This window comes from Thalassolituus sp. UBA6592 (assembly GCF_002433655.1).
GTDB lineage: Bacteria > Pseudomonadota > Gammaproteobacteria > Pseudomonadales > Oceanobacteraceae > Venatoribacter.
This window is the reverse complement of the sequence record NZ_DJIO01000128.1, coordinates 11,973-36,567: the sequence shown is the minus strand read 5'-3', so window position 1 is coordinate 36,567 and position 24,595 is coordinate 11,973. Positions and strand designations below refer to the sequence as shown.

The following is a 24,595-nucleotide window of genomic DNA, read 5'->3' as shown; positions in this document are numbered from 1 at the left end:
ACGTCGGCATCGGTCATGATGATGATGCTGTGGTAACGCAGCTTGTCCGGGTTGAACTCTTCACGGCCAATACCACAACCCAGTGCGGTAATCAGGGTGCCAACTTCGGCTGAGGACAGCATCTTGTCGAAGCGGGCTTTTTCAACGTTCAGGATCTTACCTTTCAGAGGCAGAATCGCCTGTGTCCGCCGGTCACGGCCCTGTTTGGCCGAGCCACCGGCGGAGTCCCCTTCCACCAGGTAAATTTCAGACAGTGCCGGATCTTTTTCCTGACAGTCAGCCAGTTTGCCCGGCAGACCAGCGATATCCAGCGCGCCTTTACGACGGGTCATTTCACGGGCTTTACGCGCCGCTTCACGGGCACGGGCGGCGTCGATCATCTTGCCCACCAGATCTTTTGCCTGCTGTGGATTCTCCAGCAGGTAATCGGCGAACAGACGGCCCATTTCCTGTTCCACAGCGGCTTTTACTTCGCTGGAAACCAGTTTGTCTTTGGTCTGGGAGCTGAACTTAGGATCCGGCACTTTCACCGAGATAATTGCGGTCAGGCCTTCACGGGCGTCATCGCCTGTGGTGGCAACCTTGTTCTTTTTATCCAGACCTTCCGCTGTGATGTAAGTATTCAGCGAGCGGGTCAGCGCGGCACGGAAACCCGCCAGGTGCGTACCACCATCGCGCTGTGGAATGTTGTTGGTGTAGCAGTGAATGTTTTCCTGGAAGCTGTCGTTCCACTGCATGGCCACTTCGACGCTGATGCCGTCTTCGCGATCAGCATTGAAATGGAAAACCTCATTCACCGGGGTTTTGCCTTCGTTAAGGTACTTAACGAACGCCCCCAGACCGCCTTCAAAGTGAAACAGGTCTTCTTTATCAGCCACACGCTCATCTTTCAGGAAGATGCGCACACCAGAGTTCAGAAACGACAGTTCACGCAGACGCTTGGCCAGGTAGTCGTAGCTGAAGATGGTTGTAGTGAACGTTTCTTTGGAAGGCAGGAAGCGCACAGTGGTGCCCTTGCCATCGGTTACACCAACTTCTTTCAGTGGGTAGTCAGGTACACCGTGGGTGTATTCCTGTTCAAATACTTTGCCGTTGCGGCGAATGGTCAGCTTCAGCTTCTCAGACAGCGCGTTTACTACGGATACGCCCACACCGTGCAGACCACCGGAAACCTTATAAGAGTTGTCGTCGAACTTACCGCCCGCGTGCAGTACGGTCAGAATAACCTCAGCGGCGGATACACCCTCTTCCGGGTGCAGTTCAGTTGGAATACCACGACCGTTATCCGATACAGATACAGAGTTATCTTCATGGATGATCACATCCACCTGATCACAGTGGCCGGCCAATGCTTCGTCGATGGAGTTATCCACGACCTCGAACACCATATGATGCAGACCCGTACCGTCATCGGTATCGCCAATGTACATGCCTGGGCGTTTGCGTACGGCATCCAGCCCCTTCAGGACTTTAATACTCGACGAATCGTAATTCTGCTCGTCACTCATGTGGTGTTCCTCTTGATGAATTCTGTGCAAAAAGGCAGCGGACGAATGAACAATCCGCGGCTCTGAAAGCTGTTCGTGAATTAGTTAGCGGCCGGTTCGTCTTCGCGGATTCTTCCCTGTTCCACGTGGAACACTTTGCTTGCCGCAGGCTGCCAGATATCGTTCAGCTTCTCTTTATCAATGCTGGTAATAAAGACCTGACATTTTAAATCTTCCAGCAGCTTGCATAAAGCAAAACGGTGCTTTTCGTCGAGTTCTGACGCAAGATCATCGACTAAATAGATAGTGCGGCGTCCGCTCTCCTGCTGGAACAGCGAACCCTGGGCAATCTTGAGTGCTGCGACCACGGTTTTCTGTTGTCCGCGGCTCAGAATCTCGGCTGCTGGCTGCTTATCAACCTTGATCCGCAACTCTGCTCTGTGCGGCCCAGACTGGGTATAACCAAGCGCCATATCGCGTTCTTTCTGACGCTCCAGGACGTCCACCAGGGCAGAATCCTTATCCCAGCCAGGGTAGTACGCCAATTGGACGTTTACTGTGTCATCCAGCTCTTTCAGGATGCGTTCAAATTCCGGCTTAAAGCGCTTCAGATAATCACGGCGATGCTGATCAATGGCTTCCGAACTTTCGATGAAGCCCTTGTTCCATACCGACAGCCATTCTTCTTCCTTCTGCTTCAAAACAGAGTTGCGCTGCTTCAGCTGCTTGCGGAAGGTTTTCCAGTGCTCCATAAAAGCATGTTCCACGTGGAACACACCCCAGTCTATAAACTGGCGTCGCTCTTCCGGCGAGCCAGACAGCAGCTTAAAGGTCGTCGGTTCGATAATCTGCACCGGCAACAGATGCGAAGCATCCGCCTGGGACGTCAGCACCGAGCCATTCTGCTTAAGCAAATGATCACCACCCTTCAGTCGCAGGCTGTCCAGCTCTGAGTCACCTAGGGACTCATCGTCAATCGCCATAAACAATTCAATGCGATCGCTGTCATTGCTGAAGACATGCTGAAGCTTGGACGTACGGAAAGACTTGCCCGCCGCCATCAGATTAATGGCTTCGAGCACACTGGTTTTACCGGAGCCGTTGGCGCCGTAGATAAAATTCACACCAGGATGGAGATCAAGATCCAGCGGCTGCAGATTGCGCACGCCGCTGACTTTAAGTTGCCGGATTGGCATAGGGAATTCTCGTAAAGAGATAACGACTGGAACAGAACCGCTTTTGAAGAATCATCATCCGGGCGGTCAGCACAAAGCAAAAACAGGCGAAAATGCCCGGCTTATAAGCCATAAACGAGCATTCTGAGCCTGTTTTTACCGAAGTGATGGCAGCTACTAAGATAGGCGTTTCCTACAGACGCATCGGCATAACAACGTACATTGCGTCACCGCCTTCCGGCTCTTCCAGCAATGCACTGCTGTTGGCGTCAGACAGCGTCATCTTAACCTGTGCTGAATCCAGTACGCCCATCACATCCTGCAGATAGGAAACATTAAAGCCCATCTCCAGCTGGTCGCCCTGATATTCAACACCCACGGATTCTTCCGCTTCTTCCTGTTCCGGGTTGTTGGCAAATACTTTCAGCAGATCTGCATCCAGAACCAGACGCACGCCACGGTATTTTTCGTTCGACAGAATCGCCGTACGGTTAAACACCTGACGCAGTTCAGTACGGTCAGCCAACATCACATTACTGCCGTTTTTCGGAATAACGCGGTTGTAGTCCGGGAATTTACCGTCCACCAGTTTGGAGGTGAAGGTGAAGTTCTCAGTGTGCGCGCGCAGGTGATTGCTGCTCAGCGACAGGGATACAGACGCTTCTGCATCGGTCAGCAGCTTAGCCAGTTCCAGCACGCCTTTACGCGGCAGAATGATCTGCTGAGCAGTGTCCGGACCGGAGATTTCGACATTACAGGTCGCCAGACGGTGACCATCGGTGGAAACCGTACGCAGGCTGTTAGCCGTCAGTTCAAACAGCATACCATTGAGGTAGTAACGAACGTCCTGCTGTGCCATAGCAAAGCTGGTACGGTCGATCACGCGGCGCAGACTGCCCTGAGCCAGGGTAAATTCCTGCTCACCGGAGATGCTCTCAACGTTCGGAAATTCAGTCGCCGGCAGCGTCGACAAAGTGAAGCGGGAACGGCCGGAACGCACATTAACGCGCTGTTCGTCCTGTTCGACTTCGATCTGGGCACCATCCGGCAGAGAACGGCAGATATCCATCAGTTTCTTCGCCGGTACGGTGATCTCACCTTCCTGACCGACTTCATCCAGAGTGACACGGCCGACCAGCTCAACTTCGAGGTCAGTACCGGTCAGTGACAGCTGCTGGCCTTCTACCTCAAGCAGCACATTCGACAGTACCGGCAGAGTCTGGCGCTTTTCCACAACGCCGGCCACCAACTGCAGAGGACGAAGCAGGGCTTCCCTGGATATTACGAATTTCATGGTTCTCCACTCAGGTCCTGGGCCTGCCTGTTATAAGCAGTGCCTGTGTTAGCATTTTAAAACGGTCTCTGACACCTTTTATACCCTCAATTCTGAGCGGTTTATCAGGTCGTCAGTGAGCGCAGCAGGTTCTTGTAGTCTTCACGAACATCTGCGCTGGATTCCTGCAGTTCTTTAATCTTGCGGCACGCATGCAGAACTGTTGTATGGTCACGTCCACCAAACGCATCGCCGATTTCCGGCAGACTGTGATTGGTCAGTTCCTTACTCAGTGCCATCGCCACCTGACGCGGTCTGGCGATGGATCGGGTGCGGCGCTTAGATAATAAATCAGACATCTTGATTTTGTAATACTCAGCCACAATTCGCTGAATATTGTCGACGCTTACCTGCTTATCCTGCAGTGCCAGCAGGTCTTTCAGCGACTCCTTAATAAAAGGAAGCGTGATTTCACTGCCAGTGAAGTGGGCGTTAGCCACTACCCGCTTCAGTGCGCCTTCCAGCTCACGTACGTTGGAGCGGATTTTCTGGGCAATAAAGAAGGCCGCATCATCCGGCAGGTCAACGCCGGTCTGTTCTGCCTTCTTCATTAAGATGGCAACGCGGGTTTCCAGCTCCGGCGGCTCGACCGCCACCGTCAGGCCCCAGCCGAAGCGGCTTTTCAGACGTTCTTCCAGACCGTTGATTTCTTTCGGATAACGGTCACAGGTCAGAATCATCTGTTGCCCGCCTTCCAGCAGGGCATTGAAAGTATGGAAGAATTCTTCCTGAGAACGTTCTTTACCGGCGAAGAACTGAATATCGTCAATCAGCAGCGCATCCAGGCCACGGTAAAAACGTTTGAATTCATTGATGGCGTTCAGCTGCAGCGCTTTCACCATATCCTGCACGAAACGCTCAGAATGCACATACAGCACCTTGGCATTGGCATTTTTACTTTGCAGATAGTTGCCCACAGCGTGCATTAAGTGAGTTTTACCCAGACCAACACCGCCGTATATAAACAGTGGGTTGTATGAACCGCCGGCGTTTTCCGCTACCTGACGGGCAGCAGCATGGGCCAGCTGGTTGGATTTACCCTCAACAAAGGTTTTGAAGGTAAAGGTCGGGTTAAGGAAGCTCTGGTGATTCAGACCACCTTCTACCTGCACTTCACGCTTGGGTTTTGATGCCGCTGGCGGCTCACCGTAAAAACGCACCGGTGGCGGTGGCGGATTCACTTCATAGGCCGGACGACTCATTTCCTGCGGAGCAGGCGCTGCAGCATAGTCATTGTCCGCAGGTTCTTCGCGCGGGGTACCGAAAGCATAGCCATCAGTCGCCTGGCGCGGTTGTGGCGCTGGCTGCGGACGCGGTTCAGGCGCAGTACGGGTAACATCCGGACGGGTAAACATCGGGCGGGATTCGCCTACCGACAGCTCGACGTGAGTAATTCGCCCGCCATTCAGTTCAGACATGATTTCCTGAATGCGCTGCAGGTACTTATCTTTTACCCAGTCTTTAACAAAGCGGTTCGGGGCGCTGAGAACCAGCTGGCCTTCTTCACTGTCCACTCTTAAAGGGCGGATCCATGTGTTGTATTGCTGCGCAGGGAGTTCGTGCTGCAGTTGTCCCAGGCAGTCATGCCACAAAGCTGTCAGTGCCACGTGAGTAATCCGTTTAATCGTCGGTCATTTCAGAAGAGCCGGACATTCTAACTGAGAACCCCACCGGTTATCCACAGAATTAGCCGTTAATTTCTCCCCCTTGATAAGGTTGTGGATAATTTACCGGGTTTCCTCGGGACAGAATTGGGGATAACTCAGATCCATCCGTGAAGGCGTATTTCATTCACAATCCGTCCCCCACTTTCTGACCGCTGATTCATAACTTACAAGCCGTTAACCCGCGTGCTTATCATTTCTTCAAGATATTGATTTATATGGGTTTTTTTTGGTTTTCCACAGAATCATCGGGGCTTAAGAATAAAAACAACGAACTTCTACTCTTCTTCTTCACATACATATTCATCAGTATTCAAAGTATTGAAATCCGCATGTGAAAAATTCAGAAAACAGCAATGGAAATTGACCAGAAAATGATCGTTGCTATTACTGATCCTTTCTCATACAATTGCCGCCCCTAAAAATTGACCCTTATAACCAACCGGGTGATAGTGTTATGAAACGTACTTTTCAACCAAGCGTACTGAAGCGTAAGCGTACTCACGGCTTCCGTGCTCGTATGGCCACTAAAAACGGCCGTCAGGTTCTGGCTCGTCGTCGTGCTAAAGGCCGTCACAGTCTGACTGTTTAATCTGATCATCTGATCGCGTAACCGGCTTGATGTCAGAAACTTCGTTCCCCCGCAGTGCTCGTCTTTTGCGGCCTGCAGAGTTTAAACGGGTTTTTGATAACACCGGACTGCGTGGTAGCTCGCAGCATCTCCTGCTGCTGGCGACACCGAATGAGCAGGACCAGGCCAGAATCGGATTCGTTCTGGCGAAAAAGCAGATCAAGCGTGCTGTCGATCGCAATCGCATCAAACGTCTGATCCGGGAATCTTTCCGGCATCATCAGAACGACATTGATGCGCTCGACTTTGTGATCCTCGGCCGGTCTGGTCTTGCTGAACTGGACAACCAGCAAATTCGTGAGATGATTGACGCCCTTTGGTTCAGATTGAAGCGTCCATCCCATGACAGACAAGCACACAGCAAAGGCAAAAACCGCCGCCAGTCCAGGCGCTAAAGCACTGCTGTTGCTGATTTCTGTCTATCGCTATGCAATCAGTCCTCTGATTCCCAGTCGTTGCCGATATTATCCGACCTGCTCTTCTTATGCGCAGGAAGCAGTCTCCCGTTACGGTGCAATCCGTGGTGGCTGGCTGGCGCTCAAACGACTGTTCCGGTGCCATCCCTGGGGTTCCCATGGGGTGGATCCAGTGCCGGATCTGCCTGAAAAACACCAATCCCATTCCCTTTGTTGTCAACGGAAACCCTAATCATGGATATCCGCCGTACGGTCATTTTTATTGGTCTGGCCATCAGCTCGTATTTCTTAATTCTCGCCTGGAATGACGACTACGGTCAGAAACCCCAGATGAACGCACCGATTGAATCTTCAGCCAGCGCTGACACTCCGGATATTCCGGTAGCCAGTGCGACTGCAGAAGCGGGCAGCACAGAGTCTGAAGCGCCTCAGGTGGATGAAGCGCCTGCAATCAGTTCAGCGGCACCAAGTGGCGCGCTGATTTCTGTCGAAACCGATGTGCTGAAAGTCAAAATCGACCCACGCGGTGGTGAGATTGTTGAAGTTCTGCTGCCGGAATTCCCGGCCTCTATCGATACCCCGGATGTTCCGTTTGTTCTGATGGAACGTAACGAACGCCGTACGTATGTGGCTCAGAGTGGTCTGATCGCCAGTGGTACCGATGCCAAAGTGTTCAGTGCTGAAAAAACCTCTTATCAGCTGGCTGATGGCGAAGATGAAATCAAAGTGGTACTGACCACCTCTACCGATCAGGTAAATATCGAAAAAGTATTTACCTTCCGTCGTGGTGACTACCTGACTGATGTGAATTTCCGCGTCACCAATACCTCTGAGCAGCCATGGTCCGGCCGTTTTTATGCACAGCTGAAGCGTGATGGTTCTGATGATCCATCGAAAAACTCCAGCATGGGTATGGCAGCCTATCTGGGTGCCGCGCTGACCACTAAAGACGACCGTTACAAGAAAGTCAGCTTTGGTGATCTGGAAGATGGGCAGTTCAAATCCATCGAAACCGGTGGCTGGGCAGCGATTCTGCAGCATTACTTCCTGGCGGCCTGGGTGCCACCGAAAGAGGAAGAGCACACTTACAACGGCCGTTACGTAAAAGGTAACTACATCTTTGGTTTCTACGATGAAGCCACCGTGGTGGAACCTGGTCAGACTGCCGAAGTCGGTTCCGGCCTGTACATGGGTCCGAAAGATCAGGACCGTCTGTCTGAAATTGCAGAAAACCTTGAGCTGACCGTCGATTACGGATGGCTGTGGTGGATTGCTCAGCCGCTGTTCTGGCTGTTGCAACACATTCACGCTCTTGTGGGTAACTGGGGTGTGGCGATTATTCTGCTGACCGTGCTGGTAAAAGCAGCGTTCTTCAAGCTGTCTGCAACCAGCTACCGTTCTATGGCGAACATGCGCAAAGTCGCGCCTAAGATGAACGAGATCAAAGAGAAGTACGGCGATAACCGCGAGAAACTCGGCCAGGAAATGATGAAGCTCTACAAAGAAGAGAAGATCAATCCGCTGGGTGGCTGTCTGCCAATTCTGGTGCAGATGCCGGTGTTTATCTCCCTGTACTGGGTACTGATGGAATCCGTTGAACTGCGCCAGGCGCCGTTCATGCTGTGGATTAAAGACATGTCGGTGATGGACCCATACTTCATTCTGCCGCTGATCATGGGTGCTTCCATGTTCCTGCAGATGAAACTGAACCCAACGCCACCAGATCCAATGCAGGCGCGGGTGATGCAGTTTATGCCGATCATCTTCACCATCTTCTTCCTGTGGTTCCCGGCCGGTCTGGTACTGTACTGGGTAACCAACAACTGTCTGTCGATTGCACAGCAGTACGTGATCACCAGACAGATCGAAAAAGCGGCCTGATAAACAGCGCTTTTCAGATCAGAGAGGCCGTGCATTGCACGGCCTTTTTTATGCCTGTCAGATTTACGAAACATTGCTTTTCAGCGGGATATTTCTGCCGCTGAAAGACTCATACTGCCAACTTTTACGGCCGCCTATCCACGGCCTTTAAATCAGCGAAGGAATTCATATGCAAAGGGTATTTATTGTTGGTGGTGCCGGCAAAATCGGCCGTTTATTAGCAACGGAACTGCTACAACGGGACCAGCAGCCATTCAGCCTGTGCCGCACAAAAATCCAGGCAGACGAATTGCAGGCGCTGGGGGCAGTGCCGGTAATGGGTGATCTGCTGGAGACCAACATTGCGCAGATGGCTTCCAAAATGGAAGGCTGTGACGCCGTGGTCTTTGCAGCCGGTGCCGGTGGTAAAGGCGGCGAAGAGATGACCAACGCCATTGATGGTGATGGTCTGGCGCTATCGGTAGCCGCTGCCCGTCGCGCCGGTATTCCGCGCTTTATTCTGGTGTCGGCGTTTCCGGAATCCGGTCGTGGCCGTGAAGTGTCACCGACCTTTGAAAATTACATGAAAGTGAAAAAGCAGGCGGATGTGCATCTGGCTTCTTCCGATCTTGATTGGATCATCGTGCGTCCGGGTACCCTGACGGATCATCCGGCCAGTGGCATGATCGACGCCGGTCCGGCGCTGCCCTACTCTACCGTCAGCCGTGGCGATGTGGCAGCAACCCTGGCGGAGGTCGTCAATACACCGCAGATCAGCCGCATGATTATTGAGCTTACCCAGGGCGGCAGCAGCGTAAAAGATGCCATTCAGCAGCTGATCCGCAATAAGTAAGTACTGACACACCCGTTTCTTCAGGTCATTCATCCCGGTCGCTTATGCAGGCCAATTTCGTTTGCGGGGCGGCGCTCATGTACAATGCCCGTTTTGTACTGCGCCAACCTTTGCAAACATCGCCAACGGATTCACATATGACCAACGCCATCCATCAGGACACCATTGCCGCCATCGCTACTGCCCCGGGTCGTGGCGGCGTTGGCATTATCCGTGTGTCCGGAGCACTGGCGCTGACCGTGGCAGAGAAGGTATTGGGTTATGCACCAAAACCGCGTTACGCCCACTACGGAGCGTTTAACGCGGCTGACGGCACGGTACTGGACGAAGGTATCGCGCTGTTCTTCCCCAATCCGAATTCGTTTACCGGTGAAGACGTGCTCGAACTGCAGGGCCACGGCGGCCCGGTGGTACTCGATCTGCTGCTGAAAGAAGTGGTGGCGCTGGGTTGCCGTCTGGCACGCCCGGGGGAATTCTCCGAGCGCGCTTTCCTGAATGACAAAATGGATCTCGCTCAGGCGGAAGCCATTGCCGATTTAATTGATTCCGCTTCTGAACAGGCGGCGCGCTGTGCGCTGCGCTCGATGCAGGGCGAGTTTTCAAAAAGAGTCCACTGCCTGCTCGATCAGTTGATTCAGCTGCGCATCTATGTGGAAGCGGCGATTGATTTCCCGGAAGAAGAAATCGACTTTCTGTCTGACGGCAAAGTTGCTGCCATGCTGAACGACGTGGATGCGGAACTCAAAGCCGTGCTGAAAGAAGCCGGTCAGGGTGCGATTCTGCGGGAAGGCATGAACGTCGTGATTGCCGGACGCCCGAACGCAGGTAAGTCCTCACTACTGAATGCCCTGGCAGGCCAGGAACGGGCCATCGTCACCGATATTGCCGGTACCACACGGGACGTTCTGAAAGAACATATCCACATCGACGGTATGCCACTGCACATTATCGACACCGCCGGTCTGCGTGATGCGCCGGACGAAGTCGAACGCATCGGTATTCAGCGCGCCTGGGAAGAAATCACTCAGGCTGACCGCGTACTGCTGATGATCGACTCCAGCAAAACCACCCCGGAAGAGACGGACCCGCAGAAATTACTGCACGCACTCTATGACGAGCGAGGTCTGCAGGAAGCGGCCAGCGATTTACTCAACAATGGCCGCATAACGGTTATCCGCAACAAGGCGGACTTATCCACAGAAGTGATTGGTCTGGATGACAGTGGCGATTTCCCTGTTATCACTCTGTCAGCGAAACAGAACGCTGGCGTGAATGTGCTGCGCGAACACCTGAAGCAGATTATGGGTTTTGATGCCGCTTCTGAAGGTGGCTTTCTCGCCCGCCGCCGTCATATCGACGCCCTGAACCGGGCGCAGGACGCCATCGACTTCGGCCGTCAGCAGCTGGAAGGCATGGGCGCTGGCGAACTGCTGGCAGAAGACCTGCGTATGGCACAGAACGCGCTGAACGAAATTACCGGCGAGTTCTCCGCCGACGATCTGCTGGGCGAAATCTTCGGCAGTTTCTGTATCGGTAAATAAACGCCGCCGCCAGACTTAATCGCGCCACACGTTCAGGCACATCCTCGCGCACATTCTTCAGGCGGTTTTATCTGGTGCTTGTTATCCACAACCGCCGCCCCCACTCTAAGCACACGCAAACCGCAGATATCCAGGAATTAACGCCCTTATGAGCGAGCAACAAGCGAACCGTCTGATCCCGACCAACATCATCACCGGCTTCCTTGGTGTGGGTAAAACCACCACCATTAACGGGCTGCTGGCGCAGCGGCCGGAGGGAGAATCCTGGGCGGTGCTGGTCAATGAGTTCGGTCAGGTGGGGATTGATCAGGAAATGATGCCGGATGAAGACGGCCTGCACATCAAAGAACTGGCCGGTGGCTGTATCTGCTGTTCTCTGGGTGCTTCTTTAGGACAGACGCTGCGCGCGCTGATTGAACGCGCTAAGCCAGATCGTCTGATCATCGAGCCAACCGGCATCGGCCATCCGGAAGGCATTATTGATACCTTAATGGGTCTGGGCTTCCGCAATCAGCTCGATCTGCGGGCGACTGTCTGCCTGCTTGATCCGCGTTCGTTAGGTCAGCCGGAAGTGATCGACAACGAAATATTCCACGACCAGCTCAACCTGGCCGATGTTGTGCTGATCAATAAGTGCGATGTGGCCGAGGAAGAACAGATTCAGCTGGCGGAAGAAAGCCTGAGCAATATGTTCCCGCCGAAACAGCATATCGGCCGTGTGACCCGCGGACAGATCGCCCCCGCCCTGCTGGATCTGGTGCGTAACGGCGAGCTGCAGGCGCAGTTCCCGGAAGCCCATGCTCACAGTCACTCAGATGCCCACACCCATGAGCACTCGCATGATCATTCAGATCATGGCCATGATGACCATAAACACGACCACCATGCGCAAAGACATCATGCACACGAGCATGGCGACCATAACCATAACCACGACCATCACAGACATCACCACCATGATCAACACAGCCATGAACAACAGCCGCAGCCAGGCCAGCCGATCCGTAAGATCGGCAACAGCGCCGGCCATTACAGCTGTGGCTGGCTGTTTCACCGCGATGACTGCTTTGATTACTGGGCGCTTGAGGAGGTATTAAACGGCCTCGAAGGCGTCGACCGGATCAAAGGTGTGATCCGTCTCGACCGCGACTGGGTGTTCTACAACCGCGTACGTGACGAACACGATTTTGATCGCGTCGCCCATCGCCGTGATTCGCGCATCGAGATCATCAGCCCGCGGGAAATGGACTGGGAAGCCATTGAACAGGCGATGCTGGCCTGTCAGCTGCAAAATAATTAACAGGTGTCTGCCAAAAATCAGCCTATATTCTGAGTCTAACAGGCAATTCACAGCTTAAACTCAGATCAGCAACAATTAATGCACTGATTTATCCACAGGAAGCTGTTTATAAACAGGGGGCGTATGGCGACTATTCTGATTACCGGCTCAACCACCGGTTTGGGTAAACGCACGGCTGAATTGCTGCTGGCTGATGGCCATCAGGTGGTACTCCATGCCCGTAATCACGGGCGTGCAGAGCAGATTCAAGCAGAACTGCCACAGGCAGCAGCCGTACTGAGCGGCGATCTCAGCTTAATTTCTGAAAGCAAAGACCTCGCCCGCCAGGCCAATGACTTTGGCCACTTTGATGCAGTTATCCACAATGCCGGTGTTTATAACACTGGCACACAAGCCCGGCTTACCGCCGACGGTCTGAGCGAGAACTTTGCCGTTAACGTCCTGGCCCCTTACATACTGTCGATTCTGATTAACCGCCCCGGACGCCTGATCTTTCTCAGTTCCAATATGCATGGTGCTGGTCAGCACGATCTGAGCGACCCCCACTGGCAGCAGCGGCCGTTAAACGGCGTGTCGTGGAACAGCGCCATCGCCTACTCCGAAAGCAAGTTCTACCTCACCCTGCTGACCATGGCATTCTCCCGCTGCTGCCCGGAGATTATCTGCAACGCGGTTGATCCCGGCTGGGTGCCGACCCGTATGGGCGGCGCGTCAGCACCGGACGACCTGACTCTGGGCTGCGAAACTCAGGCCTGGCTGGCAACGTCCGACGATCCGCTGGCGCTGCGCAGTGGCGGCTACTTTCATCATCGCCGTTTACAGCAACCCCATGGCGACGTCCACAATGAAGCGCTGCAGCAGAAGCTCTTCAACTACTGCGCCGAACTGGCGGATATTCTCTGAACCGGCAGAACAGAAATAAGTTGTGCGGAAATGAAAAGCACAAATGAACAGGCAAAATGAACAACGCAGAAATGAACTGCGCAGAAATGAAAAAGCCGGAAGGGTGACCCATTCCGGCTAATAAATAAGGCTTGCCTGATTCTGTAATAAAACTGTCAATCAGGCAGTATTGCGCAAGCTGTCGATATCACGCTTCGGCGGCAGACCAAACAGACGGCGGTATTCACGGCTGAACTGAGACGGGCTGTCGTAACCTACTTTAAAGGCCGATTCTGCGGCATCCAGATCATCCGTCAGCATCAGCCGGCGCGCTTCGTTAAGGCGCAGCCACTTCTGATACTGCAGTGGGCTCATACCAGTCAGCTGGCGGAAATGCTGATAGAAAGACGACGAACTCATCTGCACATGACCAGCAAGATCATCCACCGCCAGAGCCTCTTTGTAATTCAGCTTGAGCCAGTCGATGGCGCGGGCAATACGCTGTGCCTGACTGCCGATCGACGCGGCGTGCAGCAGGCGCGGAGCCTGATCACTGGTCAGCAGACGGTAATGAATTTCACGGATAATCAACGGCGCCAGCACCGCGGAAGCACCCGGTTCATCCAGCAGGGCTACCAGACGCTCAAATGGCTGGCTGATGCACTCGGTCACGGTACCAATGCCGATGCCGTGCTCAGGCCCGCGCTTATGTGCAGTATCCAGTTTGCACTGAGTAATCAGCTCACTGATCAGCGACAGATCCAGCTTAAGACAGAGGCCCAGACAAGGCGCTTCTGCTGAGGCTTCAACCACCTCGGAATTCGCCGGGATATCCACCGACGTAATCAGAAAGTTCTTGGAATCATAGGGGTAACCGTGCCCACCAACCCACATCTGCTTGGAGCCCTGCACCACCAGAATCAGGTTGGTCTCAACCATACAGGTGGCCGGTGCTGCCGGCGCTTCACGGCGGAAAAAGGTTAATCCTGGAATACCACTCTCGCAGTCAGTCTTCCCCTGGGTATGGCGATCAATCATCGCCGCCAGCGATTCCTGCATCTGCGTGTCTGCTTGTCGGATACTCGTCACAGTCATAGGCCCTCCTCAGTTAGGGCTACTATAGCCTGATTTTCTGTAGGGTTGGCAGGAAAGAGTGTTTCATTGGAGGATTGGGCAATTGATTTGACGTGTTTGGGGCTAGTTTATAAACCTGTTATTGTTAACGGACTTTTCAATCGTAAGGTTTAGCAATGATGAAGGCGAAGCCTAAAAACTGGACTCATGAAGAGCAAGTACTTGCTTTGAACCTTTATCACATTCTCCCGTTCGGTCGATTGGATAAGAAGACTCCAGAAATTATCGCCTTGTCTAAGGTTATGGGCAGGACGGCGTCTTCGTTATCAATGAAGCTATGTAATTTTGCAAGCTTGGATCCAGAGATCACTAAAAATGGACGAGTTGGTCTAAAAAACATTGCCCAAAAGGATCGAGAAATATGGCAATGGCATCTTGAAAATCCCGCAGAATTCAACAAAACATACGAAATTTTGATCACTCGATTTGAACTAGAAGATGAGCCTATTTTTGAAGATGTTTCTAAACAGTTAATAGGTCGGGATAAAGTTGTATTCACTAAGGCACGAATTGGGCAAGGCGTATTTCGGAGAATGATTCTGGATGCTTATGGTTCTAGTTGCTGTATAACAGGGCTAAATATTAAAAGTATGTTGGTAGCAAGTCACATTAAGCCTTGGCGAGACGACGAAGCTCAAAGGATGAATCCTAAAAATGGACTATGTTTATCGAGTATTCATGATCGTGCCTTTGATCAAGGAATGCTGACAATTTCTGATAATGGTGAAGTGATATTGTCGTCGGAAATTAAAGAAAATACATGCGAGTTCGTTATAGAAAATTTTCACAAATATGAAGGGAAAGAATTAAATATTAAAAATGATTTTTCACCTGATTTTAAGTTTCTAAAATACCACAGAGAAAGAATATTTCGCGGTTAGTAGAAATAGAAAGTAACGCCATCTGAATTTATGTTAGGAGAAATCCATGTCTGACACCTACTTCTACCAACCAAACCTCGGCCACGGCCTGCCCCACGATCCGTTCAAGAGCATCATTGGTCCGCGTCCGATTGGCTGGATTTCATCGAAGGATAAAAACGGTGTGCTGAATCTGGCGCCGTACAGTTTCTTTAATGCCTTTGCTGATACGCCGCCGGTGATAGCCTTTGGCAGTGCGGGCTGGAAGGACAGTGTGCAGAATATTCAGGATACCGGTGAGTTCTGCTGGAATCTGGCGACCCGGCCGTTGGCTGAGCAGATGAATGCGACCTGTGCGTCTGTGGCGCCTGAGGTGGATGAGTTCGAGCTGGCGGGTCTGACCCCTGCGCAGTCGGAGATCATCAGTGTGCCTTACGTGGCGGAAACCCCGGTGGCGTTTGAATGTAAGCTGACGCAGATGTTTCAGTTAAAGACGGCGGCTGGTGACGATATGCCAAACTGGATGATTCTGGGTGAAGTGGTTGGTGTGCATATTCAGAAAGCTTTTCTGAAAGACGGCATTTATCAGACGGTGGCAGCAGAGCCAATTCTGCGCGCAGGCGGCCCGGCGAGTTATTTCGGTATCAGCAGTGATAATGAGTTTCTGATGTACCGCCAGGGCTTTGAACGTAAAATCTGATTGCGATCTTTGGGGCGTTTAAAAATGCTCGGGAAAATCAGCGGTTTTGCCCGGGCTAAAAACGATTCTGAAATACACAGCTCGCTTTGAATAAGCTGCCCTGCTCTGAATAAACCGCCATTTTTTGAATAAACCGCCAAGCTCTGAATAATCCGCTCTTTTTTGAATAAACCGTCCGGAGTGAAATAAAAAAAGCACTGCTGTTGCAGTGCTTTTTTGTGGGCAGAACCATCAGGTTATTAAACGTGGTGGTTCTGGTTTATTACCCGTCGGAGCGGATTACTCGCTCAGGTACTGACCTAAGAATCTCAGTGTACGGCCCTGTGCAATGGCAGCGGATCCCTGATCGTACATTGGACGGCCCCAGCAGTTAAAGCCGTGGTCAGCTTCGTAGTCGTACAGTACGGCGTCTTTGCGAACCACGAAGTGCTTGCGGATGCTTTCACGGGCTTCTTCCGGGATCAGCTGATCCTGCAGACCGTGGTGGAACATGATCGGGTTGTGTACGTTAGCTGCTTCGTCGATGTAGTTGGCGATGCCACCACCGTAATAGCAGACGGCTGCGTCGAGATCGGTGGCCGCTGCAGTGCGGAACGACAGCATGCCGCCCATGCAGTAACCCATGATGCCGGTTTTGCCGATTACTTCTGGCAGGGATTTCAGTTTATCTACGGCTTTTACCAGATCGGTAACGGCCTGATCTTTGTCGAGGTCGGTCATCAGCTGGAAGGCTTTCTCTGTACCGGCTTCGTCGTAGTTCAGGGATACCTGATGTTCTGCACGCCAGAAAACGTCGGGTGCCAGCACCACAAAACCGGATTTGGCGTATTGGTCTGCTACGGCTTTGATATGGTCGTTTACGCCCCAGATTTCCTGCAGCAGGATCAGGCCCGGGCCTTTGCCTGTTGGTGGCAGAGCCAGGTAGCCATTAAATTCTTTGTCGCCGTCTTTACTGATGTTGATCCATTGAGTCGTCATGCTGCGCTCCTTGAGTACCGGTTGTACTTATCGGGTAGATGTTACGTGTGCCGGATTTCCATGCGTTTGGCGAGGGCTTCCGGCCGGATTTAATGTCATGCAGGTTATAAAAAATCGAGTCCGGATGCGGCTAAAAGTTTCTCTGTTGGCTGAGAAAGACTGATCCACAAACAGACTGTGTGATTACGCCAGTCCGAGCTTCTCCTGCAGGCCGCTCAGTTGTTTCTCATAACGCTTCCACTGGGCAACGCGGGCGGTGGTCATCGGCTTGCGTACCTGAGTGGCGGACAGGGTTCGCACCGAGCGCTTGTTGGTGTGGAAATTGAGGCAGGCGTCGTCCCATTCCAGTCCGCAGTAATCCAGCAGTCCACGGATGGTCTGTTGCGGTTCGCGGGTGAGCTGTTCGTATTCAAGAATATGCAGGTCGCTGATCACGTCCTGCCAGTGGCGGATCAGACGGTCGCTGGCCAGCCAGATATCGGCCAGTTCATTGAGGTCGTAGGTAAAGTCCATCCCGTCGGTAAAATACTGGCGGTAGCAGCCCCACAGATTGTCCATCGGGTCGCGGCGGCAGATGATGATTTTTGCCTGTGGGAAAGCCTTGCGGATCAGACCAACGGCTTTGTAATTCTGCAGGTTTTTATCGGTAAAAAATCCGCCCTGCTGCAGCGCTTTGGTGGCATTCATATAGCCGTCGGCAATGGCCTGAAAATCGTCTTCGCTGAAATCCGGTGCCCAGTCGGGGAAGTCTTTTTTAATGCCTTTTTTACGCAATATTTTCGACGTTTCAATGGGCAGATCATTGAGTTCATCACCGGCAATAACCAGTGGATGACTGGAAAGAATCTGCTCCGTCAGAGTGGTACCGGAGCGCGGTAAACCACAGATAAAAATGGGCTGTGCCGAATCCTGTGCACGTTCGTTTCCGGGCCTTTCCGTCGTGGCAAAAAATGCCTGCGGGTAAAAATCGGCAACGCGGTTAATCTGCGCAATTTCAGCCGCGTGATCGTATTTTACGATGGCGCGTTTAATCTCTGCGCCGCGCTGAATATGGTCAAACTGTTGGTCATAATTGCCTGCGGCTTCATCGCTGTGGGCTACGGCATAAAATGCCATCGCGCGCTGATTGGGCGGCAGTTTCGGGTTTTCTGCCAGCTTGCAGCAGCGCTCATATTCGGCCGCCGGTAATTGTCCGGCCATGTCGGCACGGTTCCAGATAACATTGACGTTATCAGGGGCCAGCGCAGCGCAGCGGTTAAAGGCTTTGAGAGCGTCGTCAATGCGCCCCATTTCTTTCAGGGTGATGCCCAGATGGTTGAGAATTTCGGCGTTGCCGGGTTCCAGCTTCAGCGCTTTTTCTATCAGCGTCAGCGCTTCGCCATGTTGCTGCTGCATCCGCAATGCTGCGGCGCGGCTGATCAGCGCGGGAATAAATTTCGGTTTCTGCGTCAGGCAACGCTCCGCTTCCTGGGCCAGAGCCGGGAAATTGCCATTGTTATGCAGCAGGCCGAACAACAGCAGCCAGGGTTCATCCAGTGCCGGCACCTGCTGGCTGATCTGTTGGGCGATGGCCGCAGCCAGCGGAATCTGTCCGGCCTGACGTTGCTGCTTCATCATCTGCACGGCTTCACCGGCCATAACGGTACGCAGGCCCTGACCAGGCAATGACAGGGTTACGGGTTTCAGTGCCGCTTTGTTATTGGCTTTGGCGTTCGCCTTGGGATTTTTACCGCGTGCCACCGGATGTCGTCTCCTGAAAATTCTTTGCAGGCATTATGCCTGAAGCGGAGACGATCATCAGGTTACAGAGATGGCAATTACAGGGCTTTGTAGTTTTGCCCTTCCGTTAACCAGTGTTGCAGCAGTTCGCGGTTGTCGTGCATCCAGGGGTGAAAGTCGCGGCGGAAATAGTCGAGATATTCGGGCAGGATGCGGCGTACCAGACCCGGGCGCAGGAAATAAAATCTGATCCCCTGCCACCAGGTTTTCGGGTTGAACAACTGACCGTCTTTCCACAGAAAAACCGCCTGATAAATGCTGGTGCGCAGGCAGAACATGATGGTCACCTGAATCATGGTCAGCACCCGCAGCCAGTAACTGCCGACGGCCTGCTGGTAAACATCGTAAGCCACGGCTTTGTGCTCGGTTTCTTCAATGGCGTGCCAGCGCCACAGCTCTTTAAATTGCGGGTGCATGCCTTCGGTGGCTCTGGGGTCGGTCAGCACCTGATTAGCCATAATGGCGGTGAAGTGTTCCAGCGCGCAGGTAATTGCCAGCCGGTGAGCGGCGGGTATCCACTTCTTCAGCCAGACTTTTTCGCGCTTTTCAAAGCGGTTGATTTTATCAATGGGGTAGCCCCATTTTTTCAGATAGTCGTTGTACAGCGCGTGTTCGTTACCGTGGATGGCTTCCTGTTTGATAAAGCCTTTGATCTGTTCATTCAGCTGGCCGTCATGAATGCGGTGCTGATGGGCGCGCACAGCCTCCATAAACATGCGCTCGCCTTCCGGAAACAGGCACGACAGCGCATTCATAAAGGTGGATTTGAAGGCGTCGTTGTCGTTCCAGTAGCGGGGGATGTAATCAAGGCGGAAAGCGAAGGTCATCTTGCGCCCGGGGATGGTCATCTCTGAGCTGATGTCCAGGGCGCGCTGCAGGCGTGGTGTTAGCTGCTTTGCCATAAGTATCTCCGGTCAGTCGGGCTGACGTCTTATTATTCTGAGCGGGCATGCTGGAACGATTCCGACAAGGGGGAAAGGTGCGTACCGGACAAAATGTCCACCACTGAATTCTGTGATCAGATCAATTACTGACAAGAATCGGGGCGTATAAAACATGAGCGTCTAGACTGAGAGAAACAGTCTCAACCGCCGCGGTTATATGGCAAATATTGATAATCACGTTACTACGATCTGCCCTTTCTGTCAGAGCAACAGCCTTGTTATCAATAACGGGGACGGCTTCTGGTGGGCGGAATGCTGTGCCTGCCACGGCCGCGGACCCCGTGCGTCGTCGCGCGAAGAAGCGCAGTACGGCTGGAATCAGGTATCCGGCAATATGCAGCTGCTGCAGATGATGATCAATCAGGCGCCGTCGGCGTTTGTGGTGAAAGACACCGATGGCCGGTTTGTATTTGCCAACAGCCGCTTTGCCGACTTCTTTGGCGTCAGCATCGACGACATGATCGGCAAGCGTGAACACGACTTTATCAAGGATGAGAAGCTGGCAGAGTTCTATCACGAAACCCTGTCACGGCCGCTGATCAGCGGTCAGGCAGAGGTGCTGGATGAGCAGGTCATCGATCCGTTCAGTTATAAGCCCCGCTGGTTCCGGAGCAATAAAGTGCCGATCACACTGGGTGCAGATAAGAAACCCATGGTGTTTATGGTGACCCATGAAATCACGGAGCTGAAGAACGCCCATCAGGAGCTGCAGGCCAAAGAGCGGCGTTTCCTGCAGGCCATGATGGCGTCCGGTGAAGCTATGTGGGAAAGCGACAACGAGACGCTGAATATCGTCTTCGGCAATGAAGAGATCGTCAATATTCTCGGTCTGAGTACCCCGCAGACCGTGTTCAGCCGAGAGGAGTTTGAAAGTCTGGTGCATCCGGACGACCGCGCCAGCTTTAACCGTGAGGTGTTTGAAATTCTGCCGCAACAGGGCCGCACCTCATTCCAGCACCGCCTGCTGCGCGAAGATGGCGGCGAAGCCTGGGTACGCAACCGCATTCAGGTCACCGAGCGTGATGAACAGGGCGAGCCCTATCGCTTTATTGGCAGCATGCGGGATGTGACCAAACGCAAGCTGGCTGAGCTGGAATTACAGATGACGCGCCACGAGCTGGAGCAGACCAACAGCCGGCTGGAGAGTCTGGTCGAGCAGCGCACATCGGAACTGGTGGAGCTGAATCTTGAGCTGCAGTCGCTGGCGCGCAAGGATTCGCTGACCGGGCTGGCAAACCGTATGGCCGCCGATGAATACATCGCTACCGAATTTGCCCGCCTTAAACGCGGCCACAATCCTTACGTGGTGATGCTGGCAGACATTGATCATTTCAAAAGCGTGAACGACACCTGGGGGCATGCGCTGGGCGATAAGGCGCTGATGCACGTTGCCCGCCTGCTGCGCCAGAACCTGCGCAGCAGTGATCTGGTGGCCCGCTATGGTGGGGAAGAATTTCTGATTATTATCCACACCGACGATCTGGAAGCTGCGCATCAGCTGGCCGATGGGGTTCGTCGTCTGGTCGAATTAACCCCGCTCAATGACGATGTGTCCATGACTCTGAGCATGGGCATTTCTGCCGCCTGCGGCAAAGACGGCAGTCATTCCGATGCTATTGCCCGCGCCGATGCAAAACTCTACGAAGCAAAAAGCGCAGGCCGTAACCGTGTGTGTTCGGCGTTCCCTGCCAACGACTGATTCCTGCCATTTCTTCTGCTCTGCTCTGCACAGCTCAGTTTGTTCCATATTACGTGTCACTGAACCGTGATCTTTCCGCGGAAGATCCTCAAGCCAGCACGATTGCTGCCGATTGCTATGCTTATAACAGTGATTATTTCTGAGGAGCATAGCCGGTGCGGCTTTTATCAACACTTTCACTTATTTCTGCCCTGCTGCTGACGGGGTGTCTGGCTGAAGAAGACAAGTCGGTCACCAATGAGCAGGGCGAAGACGTTAACGATGTGACGGCAGCGCTGAATGGTTTCTGGGATGGCGTGCTGAATGCCGGTGCCACCAGTGAAGCCAATATGCGGGTGCTGATTTACAACGGCAATCTGTATGGTCTGGACGAAAACAACGGCTACTACGGCACACTGGTGCTGAATCCGGACGATGAAACCGCCATTGCTGCGCTGACCAGTTATGCACTGAGCACCGATTCCGAGGCTGATGCAGAGATGTTCATCGCCAATGGCTCGGAGGCGGAAGTCGATCTGGACGTGCAGCAGGCTTCCATCGCAGCGACCAATGATTCCCTGTTCGGCAGTTTCAGCATTGATGGCACGGCGTCCGGCAATATCGAGATGACCCGGGAAGATACCTGGACCGATAACGCGCCGCTGTCGAAACTCACCGGCACCGGCAAATGGACCGCCACCGGCTATGAGATGGTGATCTCTTCATCCTCTCAGGGCACAACCTTTACCGGTGTTGCTACTGACGAAAGCGGCTGCAAATTCAGTGGCTTTATTACCACCGAAGACCCGGATTACAACCTCTACAACGTCAACATGCGCCAGCGCAGCGACTGCCCGGACTTCAACGAGGATTCGGTGAACGGTTACGCCGGATTCAATCTGGCCGGCGAGCTGGAGTTCTATCTGCGCAAAGGCAGTCAGTTACTGTTTATGACCTTTACGCCGCCGGTATCGGCGGGTAGCGGAACCGATACGGGTACAGACACAGGAACGGATACCGGTACTGGCACGGATACAGGAACCGACACGGGAACTGATACCGGAACGGAAACCGCGGTCTAAAACGCACTTTTCGCTAAAACATACCTGTGCATAACCCTGTGAGCAGCTTTTGATAAAGTAGCACAAAAGCTGTTCCCTGCGGTTGAATAACCCTGTTATTTATCCTGTTGATTAAAATAATCCCCAGCGATACACAGCTTTATCCACTAATTAACTATATGAAATTAAAAGGATTTTAAGGAATTACCACAAAAGTTAATAAGTTTCTTCAACACGCATAAGCATGTTGTGGATAAAGTGGATAACCTGATTGGTCAAAAAATACCCACTTACGCCTCTGAACCCCTGCCACTTGACCGGTAACACTGGTATACTTCGCGACCTTTTCTGACCGGCGGCATTCTCCGCTGGTGTGCATACATATTCTGAGGTGAGTTGTGGATTATCCGGTGCGGTACGACGTCATTGTTGTCGGTGGTGGTCATGCAGGTACAGAAGCGGCATTGGCTGCGGCGCGTACCGGCTGTAAGACCCTGTTGCTGACGCATAACACGGATACCGTGGGCGTGATGTCGTGCAACCCGGCCATCGGTGGTATCGGTAAAAGCCATCTGGTGAAAGAAATCGATGCCCTCGGCGGTGCCATGGCGCGTGCCACCGATAAAGGCGGCATCCAGTTCCGTATCCTCAACAGCCGCAAAGGTCCGGCGGTACGTGCTACCCGCGCTCAGGCTGACCGTCAGCTTTATCGTGCAGCCATCCGCCAGATTGTGGAAAACCAGCCGAATCTGGATATCTTCCAGGCCGCCTGTGACGATCTGATCGTGCAGGGCGATGGCGTTGGCTCGACCGTGTGCGGCGTGGTGACCAACACCAATGTGCGTATTCATGCCACCACTGTGGTACTGACTGCCGGTACCTTCCTTGGTGGCCGTATTCACATTGGTATGGAGAACCACTCCGGTGGCCGTGCCGGTGATCCGCCGTCTGTGGCTCTGGCTCAGCGTTTGCGCGAAATGCCGTTTAACGTCGGCCGCTTAAAAACCGGAACGCCTGCGCGTATCGACGCGCGCAGTGTCGATTTCTCGGTGATGCAGGTGCAGCCAGGCGATACACCGCTGCCGGTGATGTCTTTTATGGGCAATGTAAGTGAGCACCCACAACAGGTGAACTGCTACATCACCCACACCAACGAGCGTACCCATGACATCATCCGTCAGAACCTGGACCGCTCGCCTATGTACGCCGGTGTGATTGAAGGTATTGGTCCGCGTTACTGCCCGTCGATCGAAGACAAAATCATGCGCTTCGCCGACAAGACCAGCCATCAGGTATTTGTTGAACCGGAAGGTCTGAACAGCAACGAGCTGTACCCGAACGGTATCTCCACTTCCATGCCGTTTGATGTGCAGATTCAGTACATCCAGAGCATCCGTGGTTTTGAGAATGCGCACATTACCCGCCCGGGCTACGCCATCGAATACGATTTCTTTAACCCGCAGGATCTGAAGCACAGCCTCGAAACCCGCTTTGTGAATAACCTGTTCTTTGCCGGTCAGATCAACGGCACTACTGGCTACGAAGAGGCCGGTGCTCAGGGTCTGCTGGCCGGGGTAAACGCCGCGCTGCGCGCACAGGAAAAAGACGCCTGGGTGCCACGCCGCGATCAGTCCTACATCGGTGTACTGGTCGACGACCTGATCACGCTGGGGACCAAAGAACCGTACCGCATGTTCACCTCCCGTGCGGAATATCGCCTGGTGCTGCGTGAAGACAACGCCGACCTGCGTCTGACCGAAGTCGGTCGCGAACTGGGTCTGGTCGATGACGAACGTTGGGCCGCTTTCTCAGCGAAGAAAGAAGGCATTGAGCTGGAAGCTCAGCGCCTGAAGAGCACCTGGATTCAGCCGGGTTCTGCTGAAGCCACCACACTGGAAGCCAAAGGTGAAACCAAATTCGTGCGCGAATACAGCCTGCACGATCTGCTCAAACGCCCGGGCCTGGAATACGCCGACGTGGCTGGCCTGAAAGGTGAGCCGGTGGAAAACCAGCAGGTGGCAGAACAGGTTGAGATTCAGGCCAAGTACGATGGTTATATCGCCCGTCAGCTGGAAGAAATCGAACAGCTGCGCCGCTATGAAAACACCAAACTGCCGGACGACATCGACTACGAAGCCATGGGCGGCCTGTCTAATGAAGTTAAGCAGAAGCTGAATACACTAAAGCCGGAAACCCTCGGTGTGGCATCACGTATTTCCGGTGTGACCCCTGCGGCGATCAGCCAGATTCTGATTCATCTGAAGAAGAAAAACATGGTCAGCCGTATGACGGCGTGATGGCAGTGTTGCTTCGTCCTGA

21 protein-coding genes are annotated in these 24,595 nt (G+C 53.2%); 13 read left to right on the top strand and 8 right to left on the bottom strand.

The window, feature by feature from the left end:
- The 4 genes from B2Z72_RS12125 to dnaA all read right to left on the bottom strand — a co-directional run.
- On the bottom strand, positions 1-1,508 hold a 1,508-nt coding region (locus B2Z72_RS12125; protein WP_297004926.1), incomplete at its 3' end, for a DNA gyrase subunit B.
- Positions 1,509-1,588: 80 nt separating this feature from the next.
- Entirely contained in the window at positions 1,589-2,683 is a 1,095-nt protein-coding gene (gene recF, locus B2Z72_RS12120) for a DNA replication/repair protein RecF (RefSeq protein ID WP_296981604.1), read from the bottom strand.
- Positions 2,684-2,855: 172 nt separating this feature from the next.
- Positions 2,856-3,956: a DNA polymerase III subunit beta gene (dnaN, locus tag B2Z72_RS12115; protein WP_296981602.1), complete on the bottom strand. Its 1,101-nt coding sequence runs from the start codon at positions 3,954-3,956 to the stop codon at positions 2,856-2,858.
- Between the two features lie 104 nt (positions 3,957-4,060).
- Positions 4,061-5,602: a chromosomal replication initiator protein DnaA gene (dnaA, locus tag B2Z72_RS12110; RefSeq protein ID WP_296981600.1), complete on the bottom strand. Its 1,542-nt coding sequence runs from the start codon at positions 5,600-5,602 to the stop codon at positions 4,061-4,063.
- 514 nt (positions 5,603-6,116) lie between these two features.
- Between dnaA and rpmH the strand changes: the two genes are divergently transcribed.
- From rpmH to B2Z72_RS12070, 8 genes are all read left to right on the top strand, one after another.
- The gene (gene rpmH / locus B2Z72_RS12105) at positions 6,117-6,251 is read left to right on the top strand and encodes a 50S ribosomal protein L34 (protein ID WP_225670825.1); all 135 of its coding nucleotides are present in this window, start codon (positions 6,117-6,119) and stop codon (positions 6,249-6,251) included.
- A gap of 29 nt (positions 6,252-6,280) precedes the next feature.
- Complete coding sequence (rnpA, locus tag B2Z72_RS12100; RefSeq protein WP_296981595.1) at positions 6,281-6,685, top strand: ribonuclease P protein component; 405 nt, start codon at positions 6,281-6,283, stop codon at positions 6,683-6,685.
- A complete protein-coding gene (yidD, locus tag B2Z72_RS12095; RefSeq protein ID WP_296981593.1) occupies positions 6,633-6,938 on the top strand; it encodes a membrane protein insertion efficiency factor YidD in 306 nt (101 codons plus the stop codon). The genes rnpA and yidD overlap by 53 nt, the downstream gene beginning before the upstream one ends.
- Positions 6,939-6,940: 2 nt before the next feature.
- Entirely contained in the window at positions 6,941-8,587 is a 1,647-nt protein-coding gene (yidC, locus tag B2Z72_RS12090) for a membrane protein insertase YidC (protein WP_296981592.1), read from the top strand.
- Positions 8,588-8,756: 169 nt separating this feature from the next.
- Entirely contained in the window at positions 8,757-9,419 is a 663-nt protein-coding gene (locus B2Z72_RS12085; RefSeq protein ID WP_296981590.1) for an NAD(P)H-binding protein, read from the top strand.
- 137 nt (positions 9,420-9,556) lie between these two features.
- Positions 9,557-10,960 (top strand): tRNA uridine-5-carboxymethylaminomethyl(34) synthesis GTPase MnmE, encoded by a 1,404-nt coding sequence (gene mnmE, locus B2Z72_RS12080; RefSeq protein ID WP_296981588.1) that lies wholly within the window; start codon positions 9,557-9,559, stop codon positions 10,958-10,960.
- Between the two features lie 148 nt (positions 10,961-11,108).
- On the top strand, positions 11,109-12,260 hold the full coding sequence (locus tag B2Z72_RS12075; protein ID WP_296981586.1) for a CobW family GTP-binding protein: 1,152 nt from the start codon (positions 11,109-11,111) through the stop codon (positions 12,258-12,260).
- 123 nt (positions 12,261-12,383) lie between these two features.
- Positions 12,384-13,163, top strand: coding sequence for an SDR family NAD(P)-dependent oxidoreductase (locus tag B2Z72_RS12070; protein ID WP_296981584.1), 780 nt, complete (start codon positions 12,384-12,386; stop codon positions 13,161-13,163).
- A gap of 159 nt (positions 13,164-13,322) precedes the next feature.
- Here B2Z72_RS12070 and B2Z72_RS12065 read toward each other — a convergent pair whose 3' ends face one another.
- Positions 13,323-14,237, bottom strand: coding sequence for an AraC family transcriptional regulator (locus tag B2Z72_RS12065; protein WP_296981582.1), 915 nt, complete (start codon positions 14,235-14,237; stop codon positions 13,323-13,325).
- Between the two features lie 155 nt (positions 14,238-14,392).
- Between B2Z72_RS12065 and B2Z72_RS12060 the strand changes: the two genes are divergently transcribed.
- Both B2Z72_RS12060 and B2Z72_RS12055 read left to right on the top strand, forming a co-directional pair.
- Complete coding sequence (locus tag B2Z72_RS12060) at positions 14,393-15,157, top strand: HNH endonuclease (protein WP_296981581.1); 765 nt, start codon at positions 14,393-14,395, stop codon at positions 15,155-15,157.
- A 46-nt stretch (positions 15,158-15,203) separates the two neighbouring features.
- Positions 15,204-15,836 carry a flavin reductase family protein gene (locus B2Z72_RS12055; RefSeq protein ID WP_296981579.1) on the top strand — a complete coding sequence of 211 codons (633 nt, stop codon included), beginning with the start codon at positions 15,204-15,206 and terminating at the stop codon, positions 15,834-15,836.
- 279 nt (positions 15,837-16,115) lie between these two features.
- Here B2Z72_RS12055 and B2Z72_RS12050 read toward each other — a convergent pair whose 3' ends face one another.
- The 3 genes from B2Z72_RS12050 to B2Z72_RS12040 all read right to left on the bottom strand — a co-directional run bounded on the left by B2Z72_RS12050 (position 16,116) and on the right by B2Z72_RS12040 (position 19,495).
- Positions 16,116-16,814 (bottom strand): dienelactone hydrolase family protein, encoded by a 699-nt coding sequence (locus B2Z72_RS12050; protein ID WP_296981578.1) that lies wholly within the window; start codon positions 16,812-16,814, stop codon positions 16,116-16,118.
- Between the two features lie 183 nt (positions 16,815-16,997).
- Positions 16,998-18,554, bottom strand: a complete 1,557-nt coding sequence (locus B2Z72_RS12045) for a sulfotransferase (RefSeq protein ID WP_296981576.1) — start codon at positions 18,552-18,554, stop codon at positions 16,998-17,000.
- A 77-nt stretch (positions 18,555-18,631) separates the two neighbouring features.
- Positions 18,632-19,495 (bottom strand): metal-dependent hydrolase, encoded by an 864-nt coding sequence (locus B2Z72_RS12040; RefSeq protein WP_296981575.1) that lies wholly within the window; start codon positions 19,493-19,495, stop codon positions 18,632-18,634.
- Positions 19,496-19,694: 199 nt separating this feature from the next.
- On the opposite strand from B2Z72_RS12040, the gene B2Z72_RS12035 reads away from it, so the two are divergent.
- From B2Z72_RS12035 to mnmG, 3 genes are all read left to right on the top strand, one after another.
- The gene (locus tag B2Z72_RS12035) at positions 19,695-21,236 is read left to right on the top strand and encodes a diguanylate cyclase (protein WP_296981574.1); all 1,542 of its coding nucleotides are present in this window, start codon (positions 19,695-19,697) and stop codon (positions 21,234-21,236) included.
- A 155-nt stretch (positions 21,237-21,391) separates the two neighbouring features.
- The gene (locus tag B2Z72_RS12030; RefSeq protein WP_297004924.1) at positions 21,392-22,297 is read left to right on the top strand and encodes a hypothetical protein; all 906 of its coding nucleotides are present in this window, start codon (positions 21,392-21,394) and stop codon (positions 22,295-22,297) included.
- 377 nt (positions 22,298-22,674) lie between these two features.
- The gene (gene mnmG / locus B2Z72_RS12025) at positions 22,675-24,573 is read left to right on the top strand and encodes a tRNA uridine-5-carboxymethylaminomethyl(34) synthesis enzyme MnmG (RefSeq protein ID WP_296982280.1); all 1,899 of its coding nucleotides are present in this window, start codon (positions 22,675-22,677) and stop codon (positions 24,571-24,573) included.
- The last annotated feature ends 22 nt before the right edge of the window (positions 24,574-24,595 follow it).

Bases quoted from the DNA above. Each gene is read 5' to 3' on its own strand.
- recF (WP_296981604.1), bottom strand. From the start codon at position 2,683: ATGCCAATCCGGCAACTTAAAGTCAGCGGCGTGCGCAATCTGCAGCCG.
- dnaN (WP_296981602.1), bottom strand. From the start codon at position 3,956: ATGAAATTCGTAATATCCAGGGAAGCCCTGCTTCGTCCTCTGCAGTTG.
- rpmH (WP_225670825.1), top strand. From the start codon at position 6,117: ATGAAACGTACTTTTCAACCAAGCGTACTGAAGCGTAAGCGTACTCAC.
- rnpA (WP_296981595.1), top strand. From the start codon at position 6,281: ATGTCAGAAACTTCGTTCCCCCGCAGTGCTCGTCTTTTGCGGCCTGCA.
- yidD (WP_296981593.1), top strand. From the start codon at position 6,633: ATGACAGACAAGCACACAGCAAAGGCAAAAACCGCCGCCAGTCCAGGC.
- yidC (WP_296981592.1), top strand. From the start codon at position 6,941: ATGGATATCCGCCGTACGGTCATTTTTATTGGTCTGGCCATCAGCTCG.
- B2Z72_RS12085 (WP_296981590.1), top strand. From the start codon at position 8,757: ATGCAAAGGGTATTTATTGTTGGTGGTGCCGGCAAAATCGGCCGTTTA.
- mnmE (WP_296981588.1), top strand. From the start codon at position 9,557: ATGACCAACGCCATCCATCAGGACACCATTGCCGCCATCGCTACTGCC.
- B2Z72_RS12075 (WP_296981586.1), top strand. From the start codon at position 11,109: ATGAGCGAGCAACAAGCGAACCGTCTGATCCCGACCAACATCATCACC.
- B2Z72_RS12070 (WP_296981584.1), top strand. From the start codon at position 12,384: ATGGCGACTATTCTGATTACCGGCTCAACCACCGGTTTGGGTAAACGC.
- B2Z72_RS12065 (WP_296981582.1), bottom strand. From the start codon at position 14,237: ATGACTGTGACGAGTATCCGACAAGCAGACACGCAGATGCAGGAATCG.
- B2Z72_RS12060 (WP_296981581.1), top strand. From the start codon at position 14,393: ATGATGAAGGCGAAGCCTAAAAACTGGACTCATGAAGAGCAAGTACTT.
- B2Z72_RS12055 (WP_296981579.1), top strand. From the start codon at position 15,204: ATGTCTGACACCTACTTCTACCAACCAAACCTCGGCCACGGCCTGCCC.
- B2Z72_RS12050 (WP_296981578.1), bottom strand. From the start codon at position 16,814: ATGACGACTCAATGGATCAACATCAGTAAAGACGGCGACAAAGAATTT.
- B2Z72_RS12040 (WP_296981575.1), bottom strand. From the start codon at position 19,495: ATGGCAAAGCAGCTAACACCACGCCTGCAGCGCGCCCTGGACATCAGC.
- B2Z72_RS12035 (WP_296981574.1), top strand. From the start codon at position 19,695: ATGGCAAATATTGATAATCACGTTACTACGATCTGCCCTTTCTGTCAG.